The organism is Burkholderia sp. AU38729 (assembly GCF_020419725.1).
Taxonomy (GTDB): domain Bacteria; phylum Pseudomonadota; class Gammaproteobacteria; order Burkholderiales; family Burkholderiaceae; genus Burkholderia.
Map to the genome: position 1 here is coordinate 264005 of NZ_JAIZQO010000010.1, position 14761 is coordinate 278765.

Below are 14761 nucleotides of genomic sequence, written 5' to 3' on the forward strand. Positions count from 1 at the left end.
CCGCTTCACCGGTTACGCACAAGCTGTTCGACCCACCAGCCACGGCCTTCCGTGGCTTTTTTATTGCCTGTTTCCCTTTCAACGTCCGCTGGAGTCTGCTGCCATGCCCCTGAACGATTATCCGATCGACTCGCTGATGTACATCACGAACCGCCCCGACATCGTGTTTACGCACGGCAAGGGTTCGTGGCTCTACGATCACACGGGCAAGCGCTATCTGGACTTCATCCAGGGCTGGGCCGTCAACAGCCTCGGCCATTGCAACGAAGGCATCGTCGACGCGCTGAAGACGCAGGCGGAAAAGCTGCTGAACCCGTCGCCGGCGTTCTACAACGAACCGATGGCGAAGCTCGCGGGCCTGCTCACGCAGCACAGCGTGTTCGACAAGGTGTTCTTCACGAACAGCGGCGCGGAAGCGAACGAAGGCGCGATCAAGCTCGCGCGCAAGTGGGGCCGCAAGTTCAAGAACGGCGCGTACGAGATCATCACGTTCGACCACAGCTTCCACGGCCGCACGCTCGCGACGATGTCGGCCAGCGGCAAGCCGGGCTGGGACACGATCTACGCGCCGCAGGTGCCGGGCTTCCCGAAGGCCGAGCTGAACGACATCAACTCGGTCGAGAAGCTGATCACCGACAAGACCGTCGCGGTGATGCTCGAGCCGATCCAGGGCGAAGGCGGCGTGATTCCGGCCACGCGTGAATTCATGCAGGCGCTGCGCGCGCTGACGAAGCAGCACGACCTGCTGCTGATCGTCGACGAAGTGCAAAGCGGCTGCGGCCGCGCGGGCACGCTGTTCGCGTACGAGCTGTCCGGCATCGAGCCGGACGTCATGACGCTCGCGAAAGGCATCGGCGGCGGCGCCCCGCTCGGCGCGCTGCTGTCGAAGGCCGAGTTCGCGGTGTTCGAGGCCGGCGACCAGGGCGGCACGTACAACGGTAACCCGCTGATGACGGCGGTCGGCTATTCGGTGATCTCGCAGCTCGTCGCACCGGGCTTCCTCGAAGGCGTGCGTGCGCGCAGCGAATACCTGAAGCGCAAGCTGCTCGAGCTGTCGGAAGAGCGCGGCTTCGAAGGCGAACGCGGCGAAGGCCTGCTGCGCGCGCTGCTGCTCGGCAAGGACATCGGCCCGCAGATCGTCGAGAAGGCCCGCGACATGCAGCCCGACGGCCTGCTGCTGAACGCCGCGCGGCCGAACCTGCTGCGCTTCATGCCCGCACTGAACGTGACGACCGAGGAAATCGACCAGATGATGGCGATGCTGCGGTCGGTGCTCGACACGCTCTAAGGAGACCGCCGCGATGGATGCCGCCGCCGATGCCGTTGTAATCCGCCCGTTCGAACGCGCCGACACCGATGCCGTGCTCGCGGTATGGCGCGACGCATTCCCGCAGTACGAAGACGCGGATGCGCCGCCGCACCGCGATCCGCTCCGATCGATCGAGCTGAAGCTCGCGACGCAGCCGGAACTGTTCTTCGTCGCGACCAGCGGCGCGCGCGTGGTCGGCACGCTGATGGCGGGTTTCGACGGGCATCGCGGCTGGCTCTACTCGTTCGGCGTATCGAACGACGCACGCCGGCTCGGCATCGGCCGCGCGCTGATCGCGCATGCGGAACGCGCGCTCGCCGCGCGCGGCTGCCTGAAGATCAATCTGCAGGTGCTGCCCGGCAACGACGATGCGTGCCGCTTCTACGCGGCGCTCGGCTATCGCGTCGAGGAACGCATCTCGTTCGGCAAGACGCTGCCGGCCGCGTGAAGCAGAGGCCGGCCGCCCGCCACGTCAGCGCGTGATCGGCCCCGCGCCCGGCAGCGGATTGCCGAGCGCGTCGGTCGGCACGGCCTGCTGCTCGAACGCGGCGAAATACGCGGCCCACTGCGTATCGCTCACGCGCACGATCAGCGCGCCGTCCTGCCAGATGTCGTTGTGATCGTTGTGGTCGTCGCCCGCGCGGTGCAGATAGTTCGCGCCGGTCGACCCCTGGTTCATGTGGGTGTCGTGGATGCCGTTGCCTTCCGAATACGAGCGGCCGAACACGACGACGTCGAGCCCCTGCGACTGCGCGGTGTTCACCAGCCGCAGCAGCGACGGGATCGGCTCCTGATTCTCCGTGCCGTCCATCACGGCGCTCGGGCGCCATGCGCCCGTTTCGTTCAGGATGTCGCTGCGCAGGTAGTCGAGCGCGGGCAATGCCGCCTGCCCCGTCAGGTCCGTGTAGCCCTCGGCCGCGGCCGCGAGCGTCTGCGTGATCGGGTGGTGGAAATCGTAGACGAGCTTGTAGTTCAGCAGGTCGTCCGCGTCGTTGGTGCCGACGTTGATCGCGACGTCCCAGTCGCCGCCGGGCAACGCCAGCGTCAGGTGGATGTGGTACTGGATCTCGCTGCCATGCGGCGAGCCCTTCAGCTTCGCCACCGATGTCACCTTCGCCTTCACGAAACCGTAGTCCAGACTCATGCGCGCTCTCCGTGTCCCGATGGGCCGCCGATGTTACACGGCCCATGTGTCGGTTTGCAGGCGACCGGCAACGAGCGGCCGCCCCCATCGTTCCCGCGCCGCGTGCGCGGCGCAACAGTCGAATGGAGTCGCGGCCGCCCACACAAGTTCGACCGGAATCGCATGACACGAAAAAAAAGGCTGTCACGGCATCCCGTGACAGCCTTTCGAAAGCCCGTGTGCGACGCGGCCGGCATCTGCCGTCGCGCGCCACCGGGCCCGCTCATTCACTCACTCATTCACCCAGGTACGCAGCCCGCACCTTCGGATCGTCGAGCATCTGCTTCGCATCGCCTTCCATCGTGACCGTGCCCGAATCCATCACGTAACCACGGTCGGCCGCCTGCAGCGCGAGGCGCGCGTTCTGCTCGACCAGCAGCACCGTGATGCCCTCCTTCGAGATTTCACGCACCACTTCGAAGATCTTCTCGACCATGATCGGCGACAGGCCCATCGACGGCTCGTCGAGCAGCAGCAGCTTCGGCTTCGACAGGATCGCGCGCGACATCGCCAGCATCTGCTGCTCGCCGCCCGACAGCGTGCCCGCGAGCTGCGTCGCACGCTCCTTCAGGCGCGGGAAGAAGCCGAACATGCGGTCGACGTCCTTCTTGATCTGCTCGCCGTCGTTGCGCAGGTACGCGCCCATCTGCATGTTCTCGACGATCGACATCCGCGCGAAGATCCCGCGGCCTTCCGGCACCATCGCGAGGCCGCGCTTGAGCAGCTCGTGCGTCGGGATGCCCTTGATCGACTTGCCCTCGTACTCGATGTCGCCGGCCGAATACGCCTTCAGCCCCGTGATCGCCTTCATCGTCGTGGTCTTGCCCGCGCCGTTCGCGCCGATCAGCGTCACGAGCTCGCCCTGACGGACTTCCATGTCAACGCCCTTGACGGCCTGGATGCCGCCGTAGTTGACCTGCAAGCCCTTGATTTTCAACATTGCCGCTGCCATCAGTGCACCCCTGCGCCGAGATATGCCTCAATCACCTTCGGATTCTTCTGCACGTCCTGCGGCAGACCCTCGGCGATCACCTTGCCGTAATCGAGCACCGTCATCCGGTTGCACAGCCCCATCACGAGCTTCACGTCGTGCTCGATCAGGAGAATCGTGCGGCCATCCGAGCGGATCTTGTCGAGCAGGCGCGTGAGTTCGACCTTCTCGGTCGCGTTCATCCCGGCCGCCGGCTCGTCGAGCGCGAGCAGCTTCGGGTCGGTGGCCAGCGCGCGCGCGATCTCGAGACGGCGCTGGTGGCCGTACGACAGGTTGCGCGACGTGTAGTCCGCGTACTGCAGCACGCCGACGTATTCGAGCAGCTCGATCGCGCGTTCCTTGATCTCGCGCTCCTCCTGGCGTTCGGCCGGCGTCTGGAACACCGCGCCGAGCAGCCCGTGCTTGGTGCGCACGTGGCGGCCCACCATCACGTTCTCGAGGGCCGTCATCCCGCCGAACAGGCGGATGTTCTGGAACGTGCGCGCGATGCCTGTCTTCGCGACCTGATGCACCGCGGTCGGCTTGTATTCCGTGCCGTCGAGCTTGAACTCGCCGGAGTCCGGCGTGTAGAGGCCCGTGATCACGTTGAAGAACGTCGTCTTGCCGGCGCCGTTCGGGCCGATCAGGCCGTAGATCTCGCCTTCCCTGATCTGCAGACCGACATCGGACAGCGCCTGCAGGCCGCCGAAGCGTTTGTTCACGCCCTGCACGGACAGTCGGATTTGTTTGTCGCTCATGTGTGTATCCCCTTGTCCGTCGATTAAGCGCGCACCGGCTTCTTGCTGGCGCGCTTCGCCAGTTTCGCGATCTTGTCCTCATGCTTCGGCGCGGGCCACAGGCCTTCCGAGCGATACAGCATGATGACGACCATCGCGAGGCCGTACAGCGCCTGACGGATCACTTCCGTATCGACGATGTCATGACCGAACAGCGCGTGCTGCAGCGGGCTCATCGTCGAGCGCAGGAATTCCGGGAAGATCGCGAGCAGCACCGCGCCCAGGATCACGCCCGGGATGTGGCCCATGCCGCCGAGCACCACGCAGGCCAGCACGACGATCGATTCCCAGAACGTGAACGATTCCGGCGACACGAAGCCCTGGAACGAACCGAACATCGCCCCCGACAGGCCGCCGAACGACGCACCCATCGCGAACGCGAGCAGCTTCACGTTACGGGTGTTGATGCCCATCGCCTTCGCCGCGATCTCGTCTTCGCGGATCGCCGCCCATGCGCGGCCGATACGCGAGTGCTGCAGGCGCGTACACACCCAGATCACCAGCAGCGAGCAGAGCACGAACAGGTAGTAGTACATGTAGACCGACGGCAGCTGGATCCCGAACAGCGAGTGCGTCTGCGCGAGGCTGAAGTCGCCGATGTGCACCGGATCGATGCCCGTGATCCCCTTCGGGCCGTTGGTGATGTTCACCGGGCGGTCGAGGTTGTTCATGAAGATCCGGACGATTTCACCGAAGCCGAGCGTCACGATCGCCAGGTAGTCGCCGCGCAGGCGCAGCGTCGGCGCGCCGAGCAGGATCCCGAACGTCGCCGCCAGCGCCATCGCGATCGGCACGATGATCAGGAACGGGATGTGCAGCCCGTTCGGCGCGAGCGCCGCGATCCACTCGAATTGCGAGCTCAGGTGCGGCGAGCTCAACAATGCCGCCGTGTACGCACCCACCGCGTAGAACGCGATGTAACCCAGGTCGAGCAGGCCGGCGAAGCCGACCACCACGTTCAGGCCCAGCGCGAGCATCACGTACAGCATCGCGAAGTCGAGCACGCGGACCCAGTAGTTGCCGCCGGCCGAGCCGATGATGATCGGCGCCGCGATCACGAAGACCGCGGTCAGGAGGCCGATGATGACCGTCTTGGTGGTGTTGCGCTCTTCGACGAGCGACGTCGAGGATTCGATCGGTTGAATGGATGTCATGTTGTTTGCTCCCTTCCGTTACGCGCGATCCGCGACACGTTCGCCCAGCAGGCCGGACGGACGGAACACCAGCACGATGATCAGCACGATGAAGGCGAACACGTCCTGGTAGTTACTGCCGAATACGCCGCCCGTGAGGTTGCCGATGTAGCCGGCCCCGAGCTGCTCGATCAGGCCGAGCAGCACGCCGCCGACCATCGCACCGCCGAGGTTGCCGATCCCGCCCAGCACCGCGGCCGTGAATGCCTTCATGCCGGGGATGAAGCCCATGTAGAAGTGCACGTTGCCGTATTCGGATGCGATCATCACGCCGGCCAGCGCGGCGAGCGCGGAGCCGATCATGAACGTCGCCGAGATCACGAAGTTCGGGTTCACGCCCATCAGGCTCGCGGTGTTCGGGCTTTCGGCGATCGCGCGCATCGCGCGGCCGAGCTTGGTCTTGTGCACGAGCAGCAGCAGGCCGCCCATCACGATGAACGCCACCGCGATGATCACGATTTCAGTCACCGAGATCACGGCGCCGGGCGTCGTGTCGGTGGCCTTGATCACGTTGATCGGATCGGTCGGCAGCAATTGCGGGAACGGCAGCGGGTTGCGCGACCAGATGATCATCGCGGCGGTCTGCAGCAGGATCGACACGCCGATCGCGGTGATCAGCGGGGCAAGGCGCGGAGCGCGACGCAGCGGCCGGTAGGCGACCCGTTCGATCGTGAAGCCGACGAATGCACAGACGACTGCGGCGATACCCAGGCCGATCGTCAGCGTCGCGACGTTGCCGAGTCCGGGGAAATGGTTCTGCAGCACGGTGATGGCCGACAGGGCGACCATCGCGCCGATCATCAGCACGTCGCCATGCGCGAAGTTGATGATGCCGAGAATGCCGTACACCATCGTGTAACCCAACGCGATGATGGCGTAGACACTGCCGAGCACCAGCCCGTTGAGAACCTGCTGGACGAAAATATCCATTTAAAGCTCCTTGGCCCGTGCTGCCGGAGGACGTTGCGCCCCGCGGGTAAGCGAGGAATCGCGCCTTCTCGGCGACACTGCGGGTACTAGTCGATACCGGTAAGGGTGGATCGTCCCGGCGCGCGCCGCCCGGCCTGTACGGCCGGACCTGCCGCCGGAGCGGATACAAAAACGGCACCGCACTGTTCCGGTGCCGTCATGAGTCCCGTCGCTAAATCGTCACGACATCGAGGACGGTGTTCGTGGCCTCCTTGAAGTCGTAGGGCAGCATGCCGAGACGGCCATCGTCCGGTTGCCCGGCATCCGTGCCTTTTCCCGTCCGGGGCGAGGCGAGCCCCGCACTCGGGCGGATCGGATTCCGTGCCGCGGTGCCTCGCGAGGCACCGCGAACGCCGCGCCCGACATTCGTCAGGACTACGTCGGAATCCTTCGTACGAACCAGACCGCGCGCCGCGACGTCATTGCTCGCGGCAACGCGCTGTTTCGTCGAATCGAAATGAAAGGGGACCGGCGACATCGGCACGCTGCCCGCATCGCCGGGCACCCGTGCCGGCCTGCGTCGATCGGCGCGCACGGTCGCTGTCACGCCACGACCGGCGGCCTGCTGTGCTGCACCCTGCGTGCCCGCTGCCTGGCCGTTCGCCAGGCCAACCGCGTTGATTTCCTCGATCGCCAAACGTGCCCCGTTTACCTTGTCCTTGCCCCATTGCGCGATGCGGCACGCAAAGGGTGCCGCACGACCGGTTCCGGCGACGCGCACGCCGCTGGCCGGCGGTGCCGCGAACACCGCAGCCTCCCTCCCCGCCTCGTCGTCGCTCTTTTTGCTGCAGCCGGCAAGCATTGCAACCGGTGCGGCGACGGACATGGCGTAAGCCAACTTCACATGCATTGAGTGGTCTCCCGCGCCTTGCCAAAATCCCGATTTCAAAGCCATTCAGGCCTGAAAACGGGCGCATTGTAACTCCATTTATAGGACGCCAATAATCCTGATTCGATGGGGTTTTCCTGCATTGCAACCAATTTTGAGAGGCGCTTGGAAGCGCGCAGAGCAACCCGGTTGCACCATTGATCCGAATAATGGTTGCGATTGCGAATTCGACAGGAAAAAAAAAAGCGCGCCGTCAGGCGCGCTTCGGTGTTCCGCGGGTGCGATGCGGCAATCAGGCGGCGGGCGGCAGGTTCAACCCGCGCGGCAGCGGAAACGACACGTTTTCCTCGATACCGTCGAGCGCGCGCACATTGCGCACACCGAGTTCGCGCAGCCGTGCGATCACGGCCTGGGCGAGCACTTCGGGGGCCGACGCGCCGGCCGTCACGCCGATGCGACGCTTGCCTGCGACCCATGCCGGATCGATCTGGTCGGGTGCATCGACCATGTACGCGTCCACGCCGCGCTTCTCGGCCACTTCGCGCAGGCGGCTCGAATTCGAGCTGTTCGGGCTGCCGACGACGATCACGACATCGCACTGCGGCGCCATGAACTTCACGGCGTCCTGGCGGTTCTGCGTCGCGTAGCAGATGTCCTGCTTCTTCGGCTCGCGGATCTTCGGATACTTGGCCTTCAACGCGCCGATGATCTCGGCCGCGTCGTCGACGGACAGCGTCGTCTGCGTGACGAGCGCGATGCGTTCGGGATCGGCGAGCTCGAGCTTCTGCACGTCCTCGACGCTCTCGACGAGATGCATGCCGCGCTCGACCTGCCCCATCGTGCCTTCGACTTCCGGATGGCCCTTGTGCCCGATCATGACGATGTCGACGCCATCCTGGCGCATCTTCGCCACTTCGACGTGCACCTTCGTGACGAGCGGGCAGGTTGCGTCGTAAATGCGCAACCCGCGCACGTCGGCCTCGTCGCGCACGGCCTTCGACACGCCATGCGCGCTGAAGATCACGGTATTGCCGGCCGGCACTTCCTCGAGTTCCTCGACGAAGATCGCGCCTTTCTTCTTCAGATCCTCGACCACGTACTTGTTGTGGACGATCTCGTGACGGACGTAGATCGGCGCACCGTGCATCGCGATGGCGCGCTCGACGATCTCGATCGCGCGATCGACGCCCGCGCAGAAACCGCGCGGCTGGGCCAGCAGGATTTCGGCATCGGCGGCGACGGTCTGCCCGGACAGCGTATCGGTGGTGCTCATGATTACAGGATTCCGATGATTTTCACTTCGAACGTGAGCGCTTGGCCCGCGAGCGGATGATTGAAGTCGAACAGTGCCGAGGTTTCGCTGACTTCCTTCAGCACCCCCGCGTATCGGCCGCCGTCCGGCGCGTTGAACTCGATCAGTTCGCCCGGCGTGAAATCGTCGCCGACCATCCCGTTCTCGCGCAGCGTCGACAGCGTCACGCGCTGGAGCATGTCGGGATTCCGGGGACCGAACCCCTGGTCGGGGGCTAGCTGAAAAGTCGAATGGTCGCCGACCCTGAGGCCGATCAGAATCTGTTCCAGCGACGGCGCCAGTTGCCCCGCGCCGAGCAGCAACGTGGCCGGCTTGTCGGTGAAGGTGTTGACGATATCGGCGCCGTCGGCGAGTGCCAGCCGGTAATGCAATGTGACGTGGGAACCGGGCTTCACTTCGGATAGATCGATGAGGCTCATGAATTACTCGTTCAGTCGGCGCCCGATACGGCCGAAAGGCCCGGCGCAAAACCAATATTGTAAGTCACCTGAGCGCGCAAGGCGGAAAGTGCGACGACGTCGCGCACACCGCCCGCCGCCAATGGAGTTTCAAGCATGCTGTCACCCTGCCCAGCCTTGCCGCCCGTCGAATGCCGCGACAGCACCGATCTGCCGGCCGATCCGCCCGGCCGCGTCATCCCGATCCACCGGCGCAAGCGCCGCCTGCGCGGCTGGCGGCCCGAGCGGCCACGCGAGCGACTGCTGGAGCGCGGGCCGGCGGCGCTGACCGACGACGAACTGGTCGCCCTGCTGCTCGGCACGGGCAAGCCCGGGCACGACGTATTCACCACCGCCCGCGCACTGGTCAAGCAGTTCAAGTCGTTGCACGGATTGCTCGAGGCGACCACCGGCGATTTCGAGGCACACCCCGGCATCGGCCCCGCGCGCGCCGCGCGACTGGTCGCCGTCATCGAGATCGCGCGTCGCATGCTGAAGGAGAAAGCGCACGAGAAGAAGCCGATCGATTCGCCCGGCGCGGTCGAGGACTACCTGCGGCTGAAGATCGGCGCGCGTCCGTACGAAGTGTTCGCCGCGGTCTACCTCGACGCGCGCCACGGCCTGATCGACATGGAGGAAATCACGCGCGGCTCGCTGACGCGCATGGCCGTCTACCCGCGCGAGATCGTGCGACGCGCGATCGCATACAACGCGGCGGCACTGATCGTTGCCCACAACCATCCGTCGGGCGCGGTGCAGCCGAGCGCGGAGGATCGCCGCCTGACCCGCGTGCTGCACGACGCGCTCGCGCTCGTCGATGTCAGGCTGCTCGATCACGTCGTGATCGGCACCAGTGATACTTTTTCGTTCGCACGGGCCGGTTGGATGTAGACTGTGCGGTTGCGGCCCGCCCAACGGCGCCGCAACGGCGATGCGAAATTAGGTTTGATTTTTCTGAACTTTTTCTGCTAGAATCGCCGTCTGTCTTTTTTCCAACCAGTTCTAGCCATCGAAGGGCCTTGTCTGTAAGGGCTTCGGCGTTCTGAGTGCAGCCATGGATCACGTGGCGGTACGATGGAACCTTCATCGGCGATCGAACCCCGAATTTAGCGTATTAGGAGTGCTCTCATGGCACGCGTATGCCAAGTAACTGGGAAAGCGCCGATGAGCGGCAACAACGTTTCCCACGCCAACAACAAGACCAAGCGTCGCTTCCTGCCGAACCTGCAAAACCGCCGGTTCTGGGTTGAGAGCGAAAACCGCTGGGTGCGCCTGCGCGTCTCGAACGCCGGCCTGCGCCTGATCGACAAGAACGGCATCGATTCCGTGCTCGCTGACCTGCGCGCACGCGGCGAAGCCTAAGCCCAAGGAGCACAATCATGGCAAAAGGCGCACGCGACAAGATCAAGCTTGAGTCGACCGCTGGTACGGGTCACTTCTACACGACCACGAAGAACAAGCGCAACATGCCGGAAAAGATGGCGATCAAGAAGTTCGATCCCGTCGTCCGCAAGCATGTGGAATACAAAGAAACCAAGATCAAGTAATCTCCGGTTTCTGCCAGCCTGACGGCGACCGAAAAGCCCCGCACATGCGGGGCTTTTTGTTTTGCGCGCACGCTCCGGCGCGACGCGGTATGCTCTCCCCTTTCCGCGGCCACGGCTGCCGGAACGCACAAGATCAAAAGCGTAACGATGGAGATGCAGCATGAAATTCGACGTGGCGATCGTCGGCAGCGGCCTGGCAGGGCTGTCGGTCGCACTCAACCTGGCCAGCACGCGACGTGTCGCGCTGATCGCGAAACGGTCGATGATGGAGGGCGCGAGCGATAACGCGCAAGGCGGCATCGCGGCAGTCCTCGATTCGGCGGACAGCATCGAGAACCACGTCGACGACACGCTGGTCGCCGGTGGCGGCTTGTGCGACGAAGGCGCGACGCGCTATATCGTCGAGCACGGCCGCGAAGCGATCGAATGGCTGATCTCGCAGGGTGTGCCGTTCACGAAGGACGACGCGGCCGAGCTCGGCTTCCACCTCACGCGCGAAGGCGGCCACAGCCACCGCCGGATCATCCACGCGGCCGACGCGACCGGCCATGCGGTGCTCGCCACGCTGTCGGCGCGTGCACGCCAGCATCCGAACATCACGTTCTTCGAAAACCACCACGCGATCGACCTGATCACGTCGGACCGGCTCGGCCTGCCCGGCCGCCGCTGTCACGGCCTGTACGCGCTCGACGTCGACAACGACCGCACGATCACGATCGAGGCGCCGCATACGGTGCTCGCCACGGGCGGCGCCGGCAAGGTCTACCTGTACACGACGAACCCCGACACCGCGACCGGCGACGGCATCGCGATGGCGTGGCGCGCAGGTTGCCGCGTGTCGAACATGGAATTCATCCAGTTCCACCCGACCTGCCTGTTCCATCCGTATGCGAAGTCGTTCCTGATTTCCGAAGCCGTGCGCGGCGAAGGCGGCCTGCTGAAGCTGCCCGACGGCACGCGCTTCATGCCCGCGCACGATCCGCGCGCCGAACTCGCGCCGCGTGACATCGTCGCGCGCGCGATCGACTTCGAGATCAAGAAGCGCGGGATCGACTGCGTGTATCTCGACATCAGCCACCAGCCGAAAGCGTTCCTGCGCGAACACTTCCCGACGATCCACGCGCGCTGCCTCGAATTCGGCATCGACATCGCGAAAGAGCCGATTCCCGTCGTGCCGGCCGCACACTACACGTGCGGCGGCGTCGTCACCGACCTCGCCGGGCGCACCGATCTCGCGGGCCTGTATGCGGTCGGCGAAACGTCGTATACGGGGCTCCACGGCGCGAACCGGCTCGCGAGCAACTCGCTGCTCGAATGCCTCGTGATCGGCCGCGCGGCGGCCGAGGCGATCGAAGCGGCCGGCTTCGATGCCGAAACGCCGGCCACGCTGCCCGCGTGGGACGAAAGCCGTGTGTCGGATGCGGACGAGGAAGTCGTCGTTGCGCACAACTGGGACGAGCTGCGCCGCCTGATGTGGAACTACGTCGGCATCGTGCGCACCGACAAGCGCCTCGAACGCGCGAAGCACCGGCTGTCGCTGCTGCGCGACGAGATCCAGGAGTACTACGCGAACTTCCGCGTGACGCGCGACCTGCTCGAACTGCGCAACCTCGTCGACGTGGCGACGCTGATCGTGAAGAGCGCGCACTCGCGCCGCGAAAGCCGCGGGCTGCACTACAGCCGCGACTGGCCGAACTCGCTGCCGAAGGCGCTGCCGAGCGTGCTCACGCCGCGCGCGCGTCGTTGAGCGGCACACCCTTCCCGGTTGCGGCCGCACAGGAAAAAAGCCGTTGGCGTTTGCGCGCCAACGGCTTTTTTGTCTGATCGAGCGCGTTCGGTCAGTCGACGATCCGCATCGAATAGTCCGTCGCGCGCACGTCCTTCGTCAGCGCGCCGATCGAGATGCGATCGACCCCCGTTTCCGCGAACGCACGCACCGTATCGAAATTGACGCCGCCCGACACTTCGAGCACGGCCTTGCCGTTCGCCACGCGCACCGCTTCACGCATCATGTCGAGCGTGAAGTTGTCGAGCAGCACCGACTGCGCGTGATGTGCGAGCGCCGTATCGAGTTGTGCAAGCGTCTCGACTTCGACCTGCACGGGCACGCCCGAGTCCAGCGCAAACGCCGCGTCGAGTGCCTCGCCGACACCGCCTGCCGCCGCGATGTGGTTTTCCTTGATCAGGATGCCGTCATACAGCGCGAGGCGCTGGTTCTCACCGCCGCCGACGCGCACCGCATACTTTTGCGCGAGCCGCAGGCCCGGCAGCGTCTTGCGCGTATCGAGGATCTTCGCGCGCGTGCCTTCGACGCGATCGACATAACGACGCGTCGCGGTCGCGACGCCCGACAGCAGCTGCAAGAAGTTCAATCCGTTGCGCTCGGCCGTCAGCAGCGCGCGCGCCGGCCCTTCGAGTTCGCAGACGGTCGAATCGGGCGACATACGATCGCCTTCGCGATAGCGCCACTGCACGACGATCGCCGGATCGATCCGGGCAATCACAGCCTCGAACCACGGCACGCCGCACAGCACGGCCTCCTCGCGCACGATGATGCGTGCACGGCGACGTCCGCCGCCCGGTACGAGCCGCCCGGTCTGGTCGCCGGTGCCAACGTCTTCCGCGATCGCATCGGCCACGTTGCGCGCGATCGCATCGTCGAATGCCGCGCCGTACTGCTCGCGGACGATGTTGAAGAGCGGGGATACTGCGGCGCTCGCGCCGCCTTCCGCCGAGCCGCCCCCAAGGGGGGTGGCCGCCCCCTCGGGGGCCAGCGAACGAATGTGAGCGTGGGGGCTATTCATTACGCAGCCCCCACGTTCGCGAACAGTTGCTGGTCACGCTGCAGATCGCCGCTCGCCTGCACGCGCTTCTTGTGCGCGGCCGCGAAATCGAGCATCCGGTCGATCGGCAGGCGTGCGCGCTCGCCGATCGCGGGATCGACGAAGATCTCGTTGTGACCGCGTTCGAGCACGTCGGCCAGGTTCGCGAGGCCGTTCATCGCCATCCACGGGCAGTGCGCGCAGCTCTTGCAGGTGGCGCTGTTGCCGGCCGTCGGCGCGGCGACGAAGGTCTTGCCGGGCGCCGCAAGCTGCATCTTGTGCAAGATGCCGAGATCGGTCGCGACGATGAAGTGCGTCGCGTCGAGCTTGACCGCCGCATCGATCAGCTGCGTGGTCGAGCCGACCACATCGGCCTGCGCGACGACGTTTTCCGGCGATTCCGGGTGGACGAGCACCTTCGCGTCCGGATACTCGGCGCGCAGCAGGTCGAGCTCGATACCCTTGAATTCGTCGTGAACGAGGCACGAGCCTTGCCACAACAGCATGTCCGCGTCGGTTTTCTTCTGGATGTAGCTGCCGAGATGGCGATCCGGCGCCCAGATGATCTTCTCGCCGCGCGCGTGCAGGTCGGCCACGATCTCGAGGCCGATCGACGACGTGACCATCCAGTCCGCGCGCGCCTTCACGGCGGCGCTGGTATTCGCGTAGACGACGACGGTACGGTCGGGATGCGCATCGCAGAACGCCGAGAATTCGTCGACGGGGCAACCGAGGTCGAGCGAGCAGGTCGCGTCGAGATCGGGCATCAGGATGCGTTTGTTCGGGCTCAGGATCTTCGCGGTTTCGCCCATGAAGCGCACGCCGGCGACAACCAGCGTCTGGGCGTCGTGGTCACGGCCGAAGCGGGCCATTTCGAGCGAATCGGCGACACAGCCGCCGGTTTCGTCGGCGAGTTCCTGCAACTCGGCGTCGACGTAGTAGTGCGCGACCAGCACGGCCTTTTCGCGCACGAGCAATGCCTTGATGCGCGCTTTCAGCGCGGCCCGCTCTTCGGCGGACGGTGCATCGGGCACCTTGGCCCAGGCCTGCCCCACGCCGCACACGGTCCCTGCTGCAACGGGCCGGTCGTACTCGACGGGTTTGATCGTCGATTGCATCTCCATATCTCCTGTCGACCAGCGTTAGCGCTTTAGCGCTTACGCTGGTCCCATGCTTCGCGGTCGACCAGCGTTAGCGCTTTAGCGCTTACGCTGGTCCCATGCTTCGCGGTCGATCAGAGTTGGCGCTTTAGCGCTTACTCTGATCCCATGCTTCGCGGTCGACCAGCGTTAGCGCCTTAGCGCCCACTCCGATCCCATCCCCTGCGTTCGCCCCGGAGCAACACTTCCACGTTGCCCCAAGCCTCATACCAATCCGGCCCTGCCGATCACCA

General features: G+C 65.2%; 17 protein-coding genes. 6 read left to right on the plus strand and 11 right to left on the minus strand.

Annotation, left to right across the window (positions count from 1 at the left end; translation table 11 throughout):
* Window positions 1-103 precede the first annotated feature (103 nt).
* Window positions 104-1288 carry an acetylornithine transaminase gene (locus tag LGM56_RS26295; protein ID WP_069248649.1) on the plus strand — a complete coding sequence of 395 codons (1185 nt, stop codon included), beginning with the start codon at window positions 104-106 and terminating at the stop codon, window positions 1286-1288.
* 13 nt (window positions 1289-1301) lie between these two features.
* Window positions 1302-1757, plus strand: coding sequence for a GNAT family acetyltransferase (locus LGM56_RS26300; protein WP_089495475.1), 456 nt, complete (start codon window positions 1302-1304; stop codon window positions 1755-1757).
* Between the two features lie 24 nt (window positions 1758-1781).
* Here LGM56_RS26300 and LGM56_RS26305 read toward each other — a convergent pair whose 3' ends face one another.
* From LGM56_RS26305 to LGM56_RS36845, 9 genes are all read right to left on the minus strand, one after another.
* Window positions 1782-2453: a DUF2278 family protein gene (locus tag LGM56_RS26305; RefSeq protein ID WP_089495476.1), complete on the minus strand. Its 672-nt coding sequence runs from the start codon at window positions 2451-2453 to the stop codon at window positions 1782-1784.
* A 274-nt stretch (window positions 2454-2727) separates the two neighbouring features.
* Window positions 2728-3444, minus strand: a complete 717-nt coding sequence (locus LGM56_RS26310; protein ID WP_089426143.1) for an ABC transporter ATP-binding protein — start codon at window positions 3442-3444, stop codon at window positions 2728-2730.
* The gene (locus LGM56_RS26315; RefSeq protein ID WP_069248652.1) at window positions 3444-4220 is read right to left on the minus strand and encodes an ABC transporter ATP-binding protein; all 777 of its coding nucleotides are present in this window, start codon (window positions 4218-4220) and stop codon (window positions 3444-3446) included. Before LGM56_RS26315 ends, LGM56_RS26310 begins: the two co-directional genes overlap by 1 nt.
* A gap of 23 nt (window positions 4221-4243) precedes the next feature.
* Window positions 4244-5413 carry an ABC transporter permease subunit gene (locus tag LGM56_RS26320; RefSeq protein ID WP_047852538.1) on the minus strand — a complete coding sequence of 390 codons (1170 nt, stop codon included), beginning with the start codon at window positions 5411-5413 and terminating at the stop codon, window positions 4244-4246.
* An 18-nt stretch (window positions 5414-5431) separates the two neighbouring features.
* Window positions 5432-6382: a branched-chain amino acid ABC transporter permease gene (locus LGM56_RS26325; RefSeq protein WP_006488946.1), complete on the minus strand. Its 951-nt coding sequence runs from the start codon at window positions 6380-6382 to the stop codon at window positions 5432-5434.
* 211 nt (window positions 6383-6593) lie between these two features.
* Window positions 6594-7271: an amino acid-binding protein gene (locus LGM56_RS26330; protein ID WP_226207141.1), complete on the minus strand. Its 678-nt coding sequence runs from the start codon at window positions 7269-7271 to the stop codon at window positions 6594-6596.
* A 271-nt stretch (window positions 7272-7542) separates the two neighbouring features.
* The gene (gene ispH, locus LGM56_RS26335) at window positions 7543-8523 is read right to left on the minus strand and encodes a 4-hydroxy-3-methylbut-2-enyl diphosphate reductase (RefSeq protein WP_011352949.1); all 981 of its coding nucleotides are present in this window, start codon (window positions 8521-8523) and stop codon (window positions 7543-7545) included.
* Between the two features lie 2 nt (window positions 8524-8525).
* Window positions 8526-8981 carry an FKBP-type peptidyl-prolyl cis-trans isomerase gene (locus tag LGM56_RS26340; RefSeq protein WP_089495478.1) on the minus strand — a complete coding sequence of 152 codons (456 nt, stop codon included), beginning with the start codon at window positions 8979-8981 and terminating at the stop codon, window positions 8526-8528.
* 11 nt (window positions 8982-8992) lie between these two features.
* Window positions 8993-9118 (minus strand): hypothetical protein, encoded by a 126-nt coding sequence (locus LGM56_RS36845; protein ID WP_256989988.1) that lies wholly within the window; start codon window positions 9116-9118, stop codon window positions 8993-8995.
* On the opposite strand from LGM56_RS36845, the gene radC reads away from it, so the two are divergent.
* The 4 genes from radC to nadB all read left to right on the plus strand — a co-directional run bounded on the left by radC (window position 9117) and on the right by nadB (window position 12293).
* Window positions 9117-9890 (plus strand): RadC family protein, encoded by a 774-nt coding sequence (radC, locus tag LGM56_RS26345; protein WP_089495479.1) that lies wholly within the window; start codon window positions 9117-9119, stop codon window positions 9888-9890. The two genes, LGM56_RS36845 and radC, sit on opposite strands and share 2 nt — an antisense overlap.
* A gap of 237 nt (window positions 9891-10127) precedes the next feature.
* Entirely contained in the window at window positions 10128-10361 is a 234-nt protein-coding gene (rpmB, locus tag LGM56_RS26350) for a 50S ribosomal protein L28 (protein WP_004186391.1), read from the plus strand.
* A gap of 17 nt (window positions 10362-10378) precedes the next feature.
* Window positions 10379-10546 (plus strand): 50S ribosomal protein L33, encoded by a 168-nt coding sequence (rpmG, locus tag LGM56_RS26355; RefSeq protein ID WP_006478046.1) that lies wholly within the window; start codon window positions 10379-10381, stop codon window positions 10544-10546.
* Window positions 10547-10706: 160 nt separating this feature from the next.
* Complete coding sequence (gene nadB, locus LGM56_RS26360) at window positions 10707-12293, plus strand: L-aspartate oxidase (RefSeq protein ID WP_226207142.1); 1587 nt, start codon at window positions 10707-10709, stop codon at window positions 12291-12293.
* Between the two features lie 91 nt (window positions 12294-12384).
* On the opposite strand, the gene nadC is transcribed toward nadB, so the two are convergent.
* Complete coding sequence (gene nadC / locus LGM56_RS26365) at window positions 12385-13350, minus strand: carboxylating nicotinate-nucleotide diphosphorylase (RefSeq protein WP_226207143.1); 966 nt, start codon at window positions 13348-13350, stop codon at window positions 12385-12387.
* On the minus strand, window positions 13350-14486 hold the full coding sequence (nadA, locus tag LGM56_RS26370) for a quinolinate synthase NadA (RefSeq protein ID WP_226207144.1): 1137 nt from the start codon (window positions 14484-14486) through the stop codon (window positions 13350-13352). Before nadA ends, nadC begins: the two co-directional genes overlap by 1 nt.
* Between the last annotated feature and the right edge of the window lie 275 nt (window positions 14487-14761).

Bases quoted from the DNA above. Each gene is read 5' to 3' on its own strand.
- LGM56_RS26295 (WP_069248649.1), top strand. From the start codon at position 104: ATGCCCCTGAACGATTATCCGATCGACTCGCTGATGTACATCACGAAC.
- LGM56_RS26300 (WP_089495475.1), top strand. From the start codon at position 1,302: ATGGATGCCGCCGCCGATGCCGTTGTAATCCGCCCGTTCGAACGCGCC.
- LGM56_RS26305 (WP_089495476.1), bottom strand. From the start codon at position 2,453: ATGAGTCTGGACTACGGTTTCGTGAAGGCGAAGGTGACATCGGTGGCG.
- LGM56_RS26310 (WP_089426143.1), bottom strand. From the start codon at position 3,444: ATGGCAGCGGCAATGTTGAAAATCAAGGGCTTGCAGGTCAACTACGGC.
- LGM56_RS26315 (WP_069248652.1), bottom strand. From the start codon at position 4,220: ATGAGCGACAAACAAATCCGACTGTCCGTGCAGGGCGTGAACAAACGC.
- LGM56_RS26320 (WP_047852538.1), bottom strand. From the start codon at position 5,413: ATGACATCCATTCAACCGATCGAATCCTCGACGTCGCTCGTCGAAGAG.
- LGM56_RS26325 (WP_006488946.1), bottom strand. From the start codon at position 6,382: ATGGATATTTTCGTCCAGCAGGTTCTCAACGGGCTGGTGCTCGGCAGT.
- LGM56_RS26330 (WP_226207141.1), bottom strand. From the start codon at position 7,271: ATGCATGTGAAGTTGGCTTACGCCATGTCCGTCGCCGCACCGGTTGCA.
- ispH (WP_011352949.1), bottom strand. From the start codon at position 8,523: ATGAGCACCACCGATACGCTGTCCGGGCAGACCGTCGCCGCCGATGCC.
- LGM56_RS26340 (WP_089495478.1), bottom strand. From the start codon at position 8,981: ATGAGCCTCATCGATCTATCCGAAGTGAAGCCCGGTTCCCACGTCACA.
- radC (WP_089495479.1), top strand. From the start codon at position 9,117: ATGCTGTCACCCTGCCCAGCCTTGCCGCCCGTCGAATGCCGCGACAGC.
- LGM56_RS36845 (WP_256989988.1), bottom strand. From the start codon at position 9,118: ATGCTTGAAACTCCATTGGCGGCGGGCGGTGTGCGCGACGTCGTCGCA.
- rpmB (WP_004186391.1), top strand. From the start codon at position 10,128: ATGGCACGCGTATGCCAAGTAACTGGGAAAGCGCCGATGAGCGGCAAC.
- rpmG (WP_006478046.1), top strand. From the start codon at position 10,379: ATGGCAAAAGGCGCACGCGACAAGATCAAGCTTGAGTCGACCGCTGGT.
- nadB (WP_226207142.1), top strand. From the start codon at position 10,707: ATGAAATTCGACGTGGCGATCGTCGGCAGCGGCCTGGCAGGGCTGTCG.
- nadC (WP_226207143.1), bottom strand. From the start codon at position 13,350: ATGAATAGCCCCCACGCTCACATTCGTTCGCTGGCCCCCGAGGGGGCG.
- nadA (WP_226207144.1), bottom strand. From the start codon at position 14,486: ATGCAATCGACGATCAAACCCGTCGAGTACGACCGGCCCGTTGCAGCA.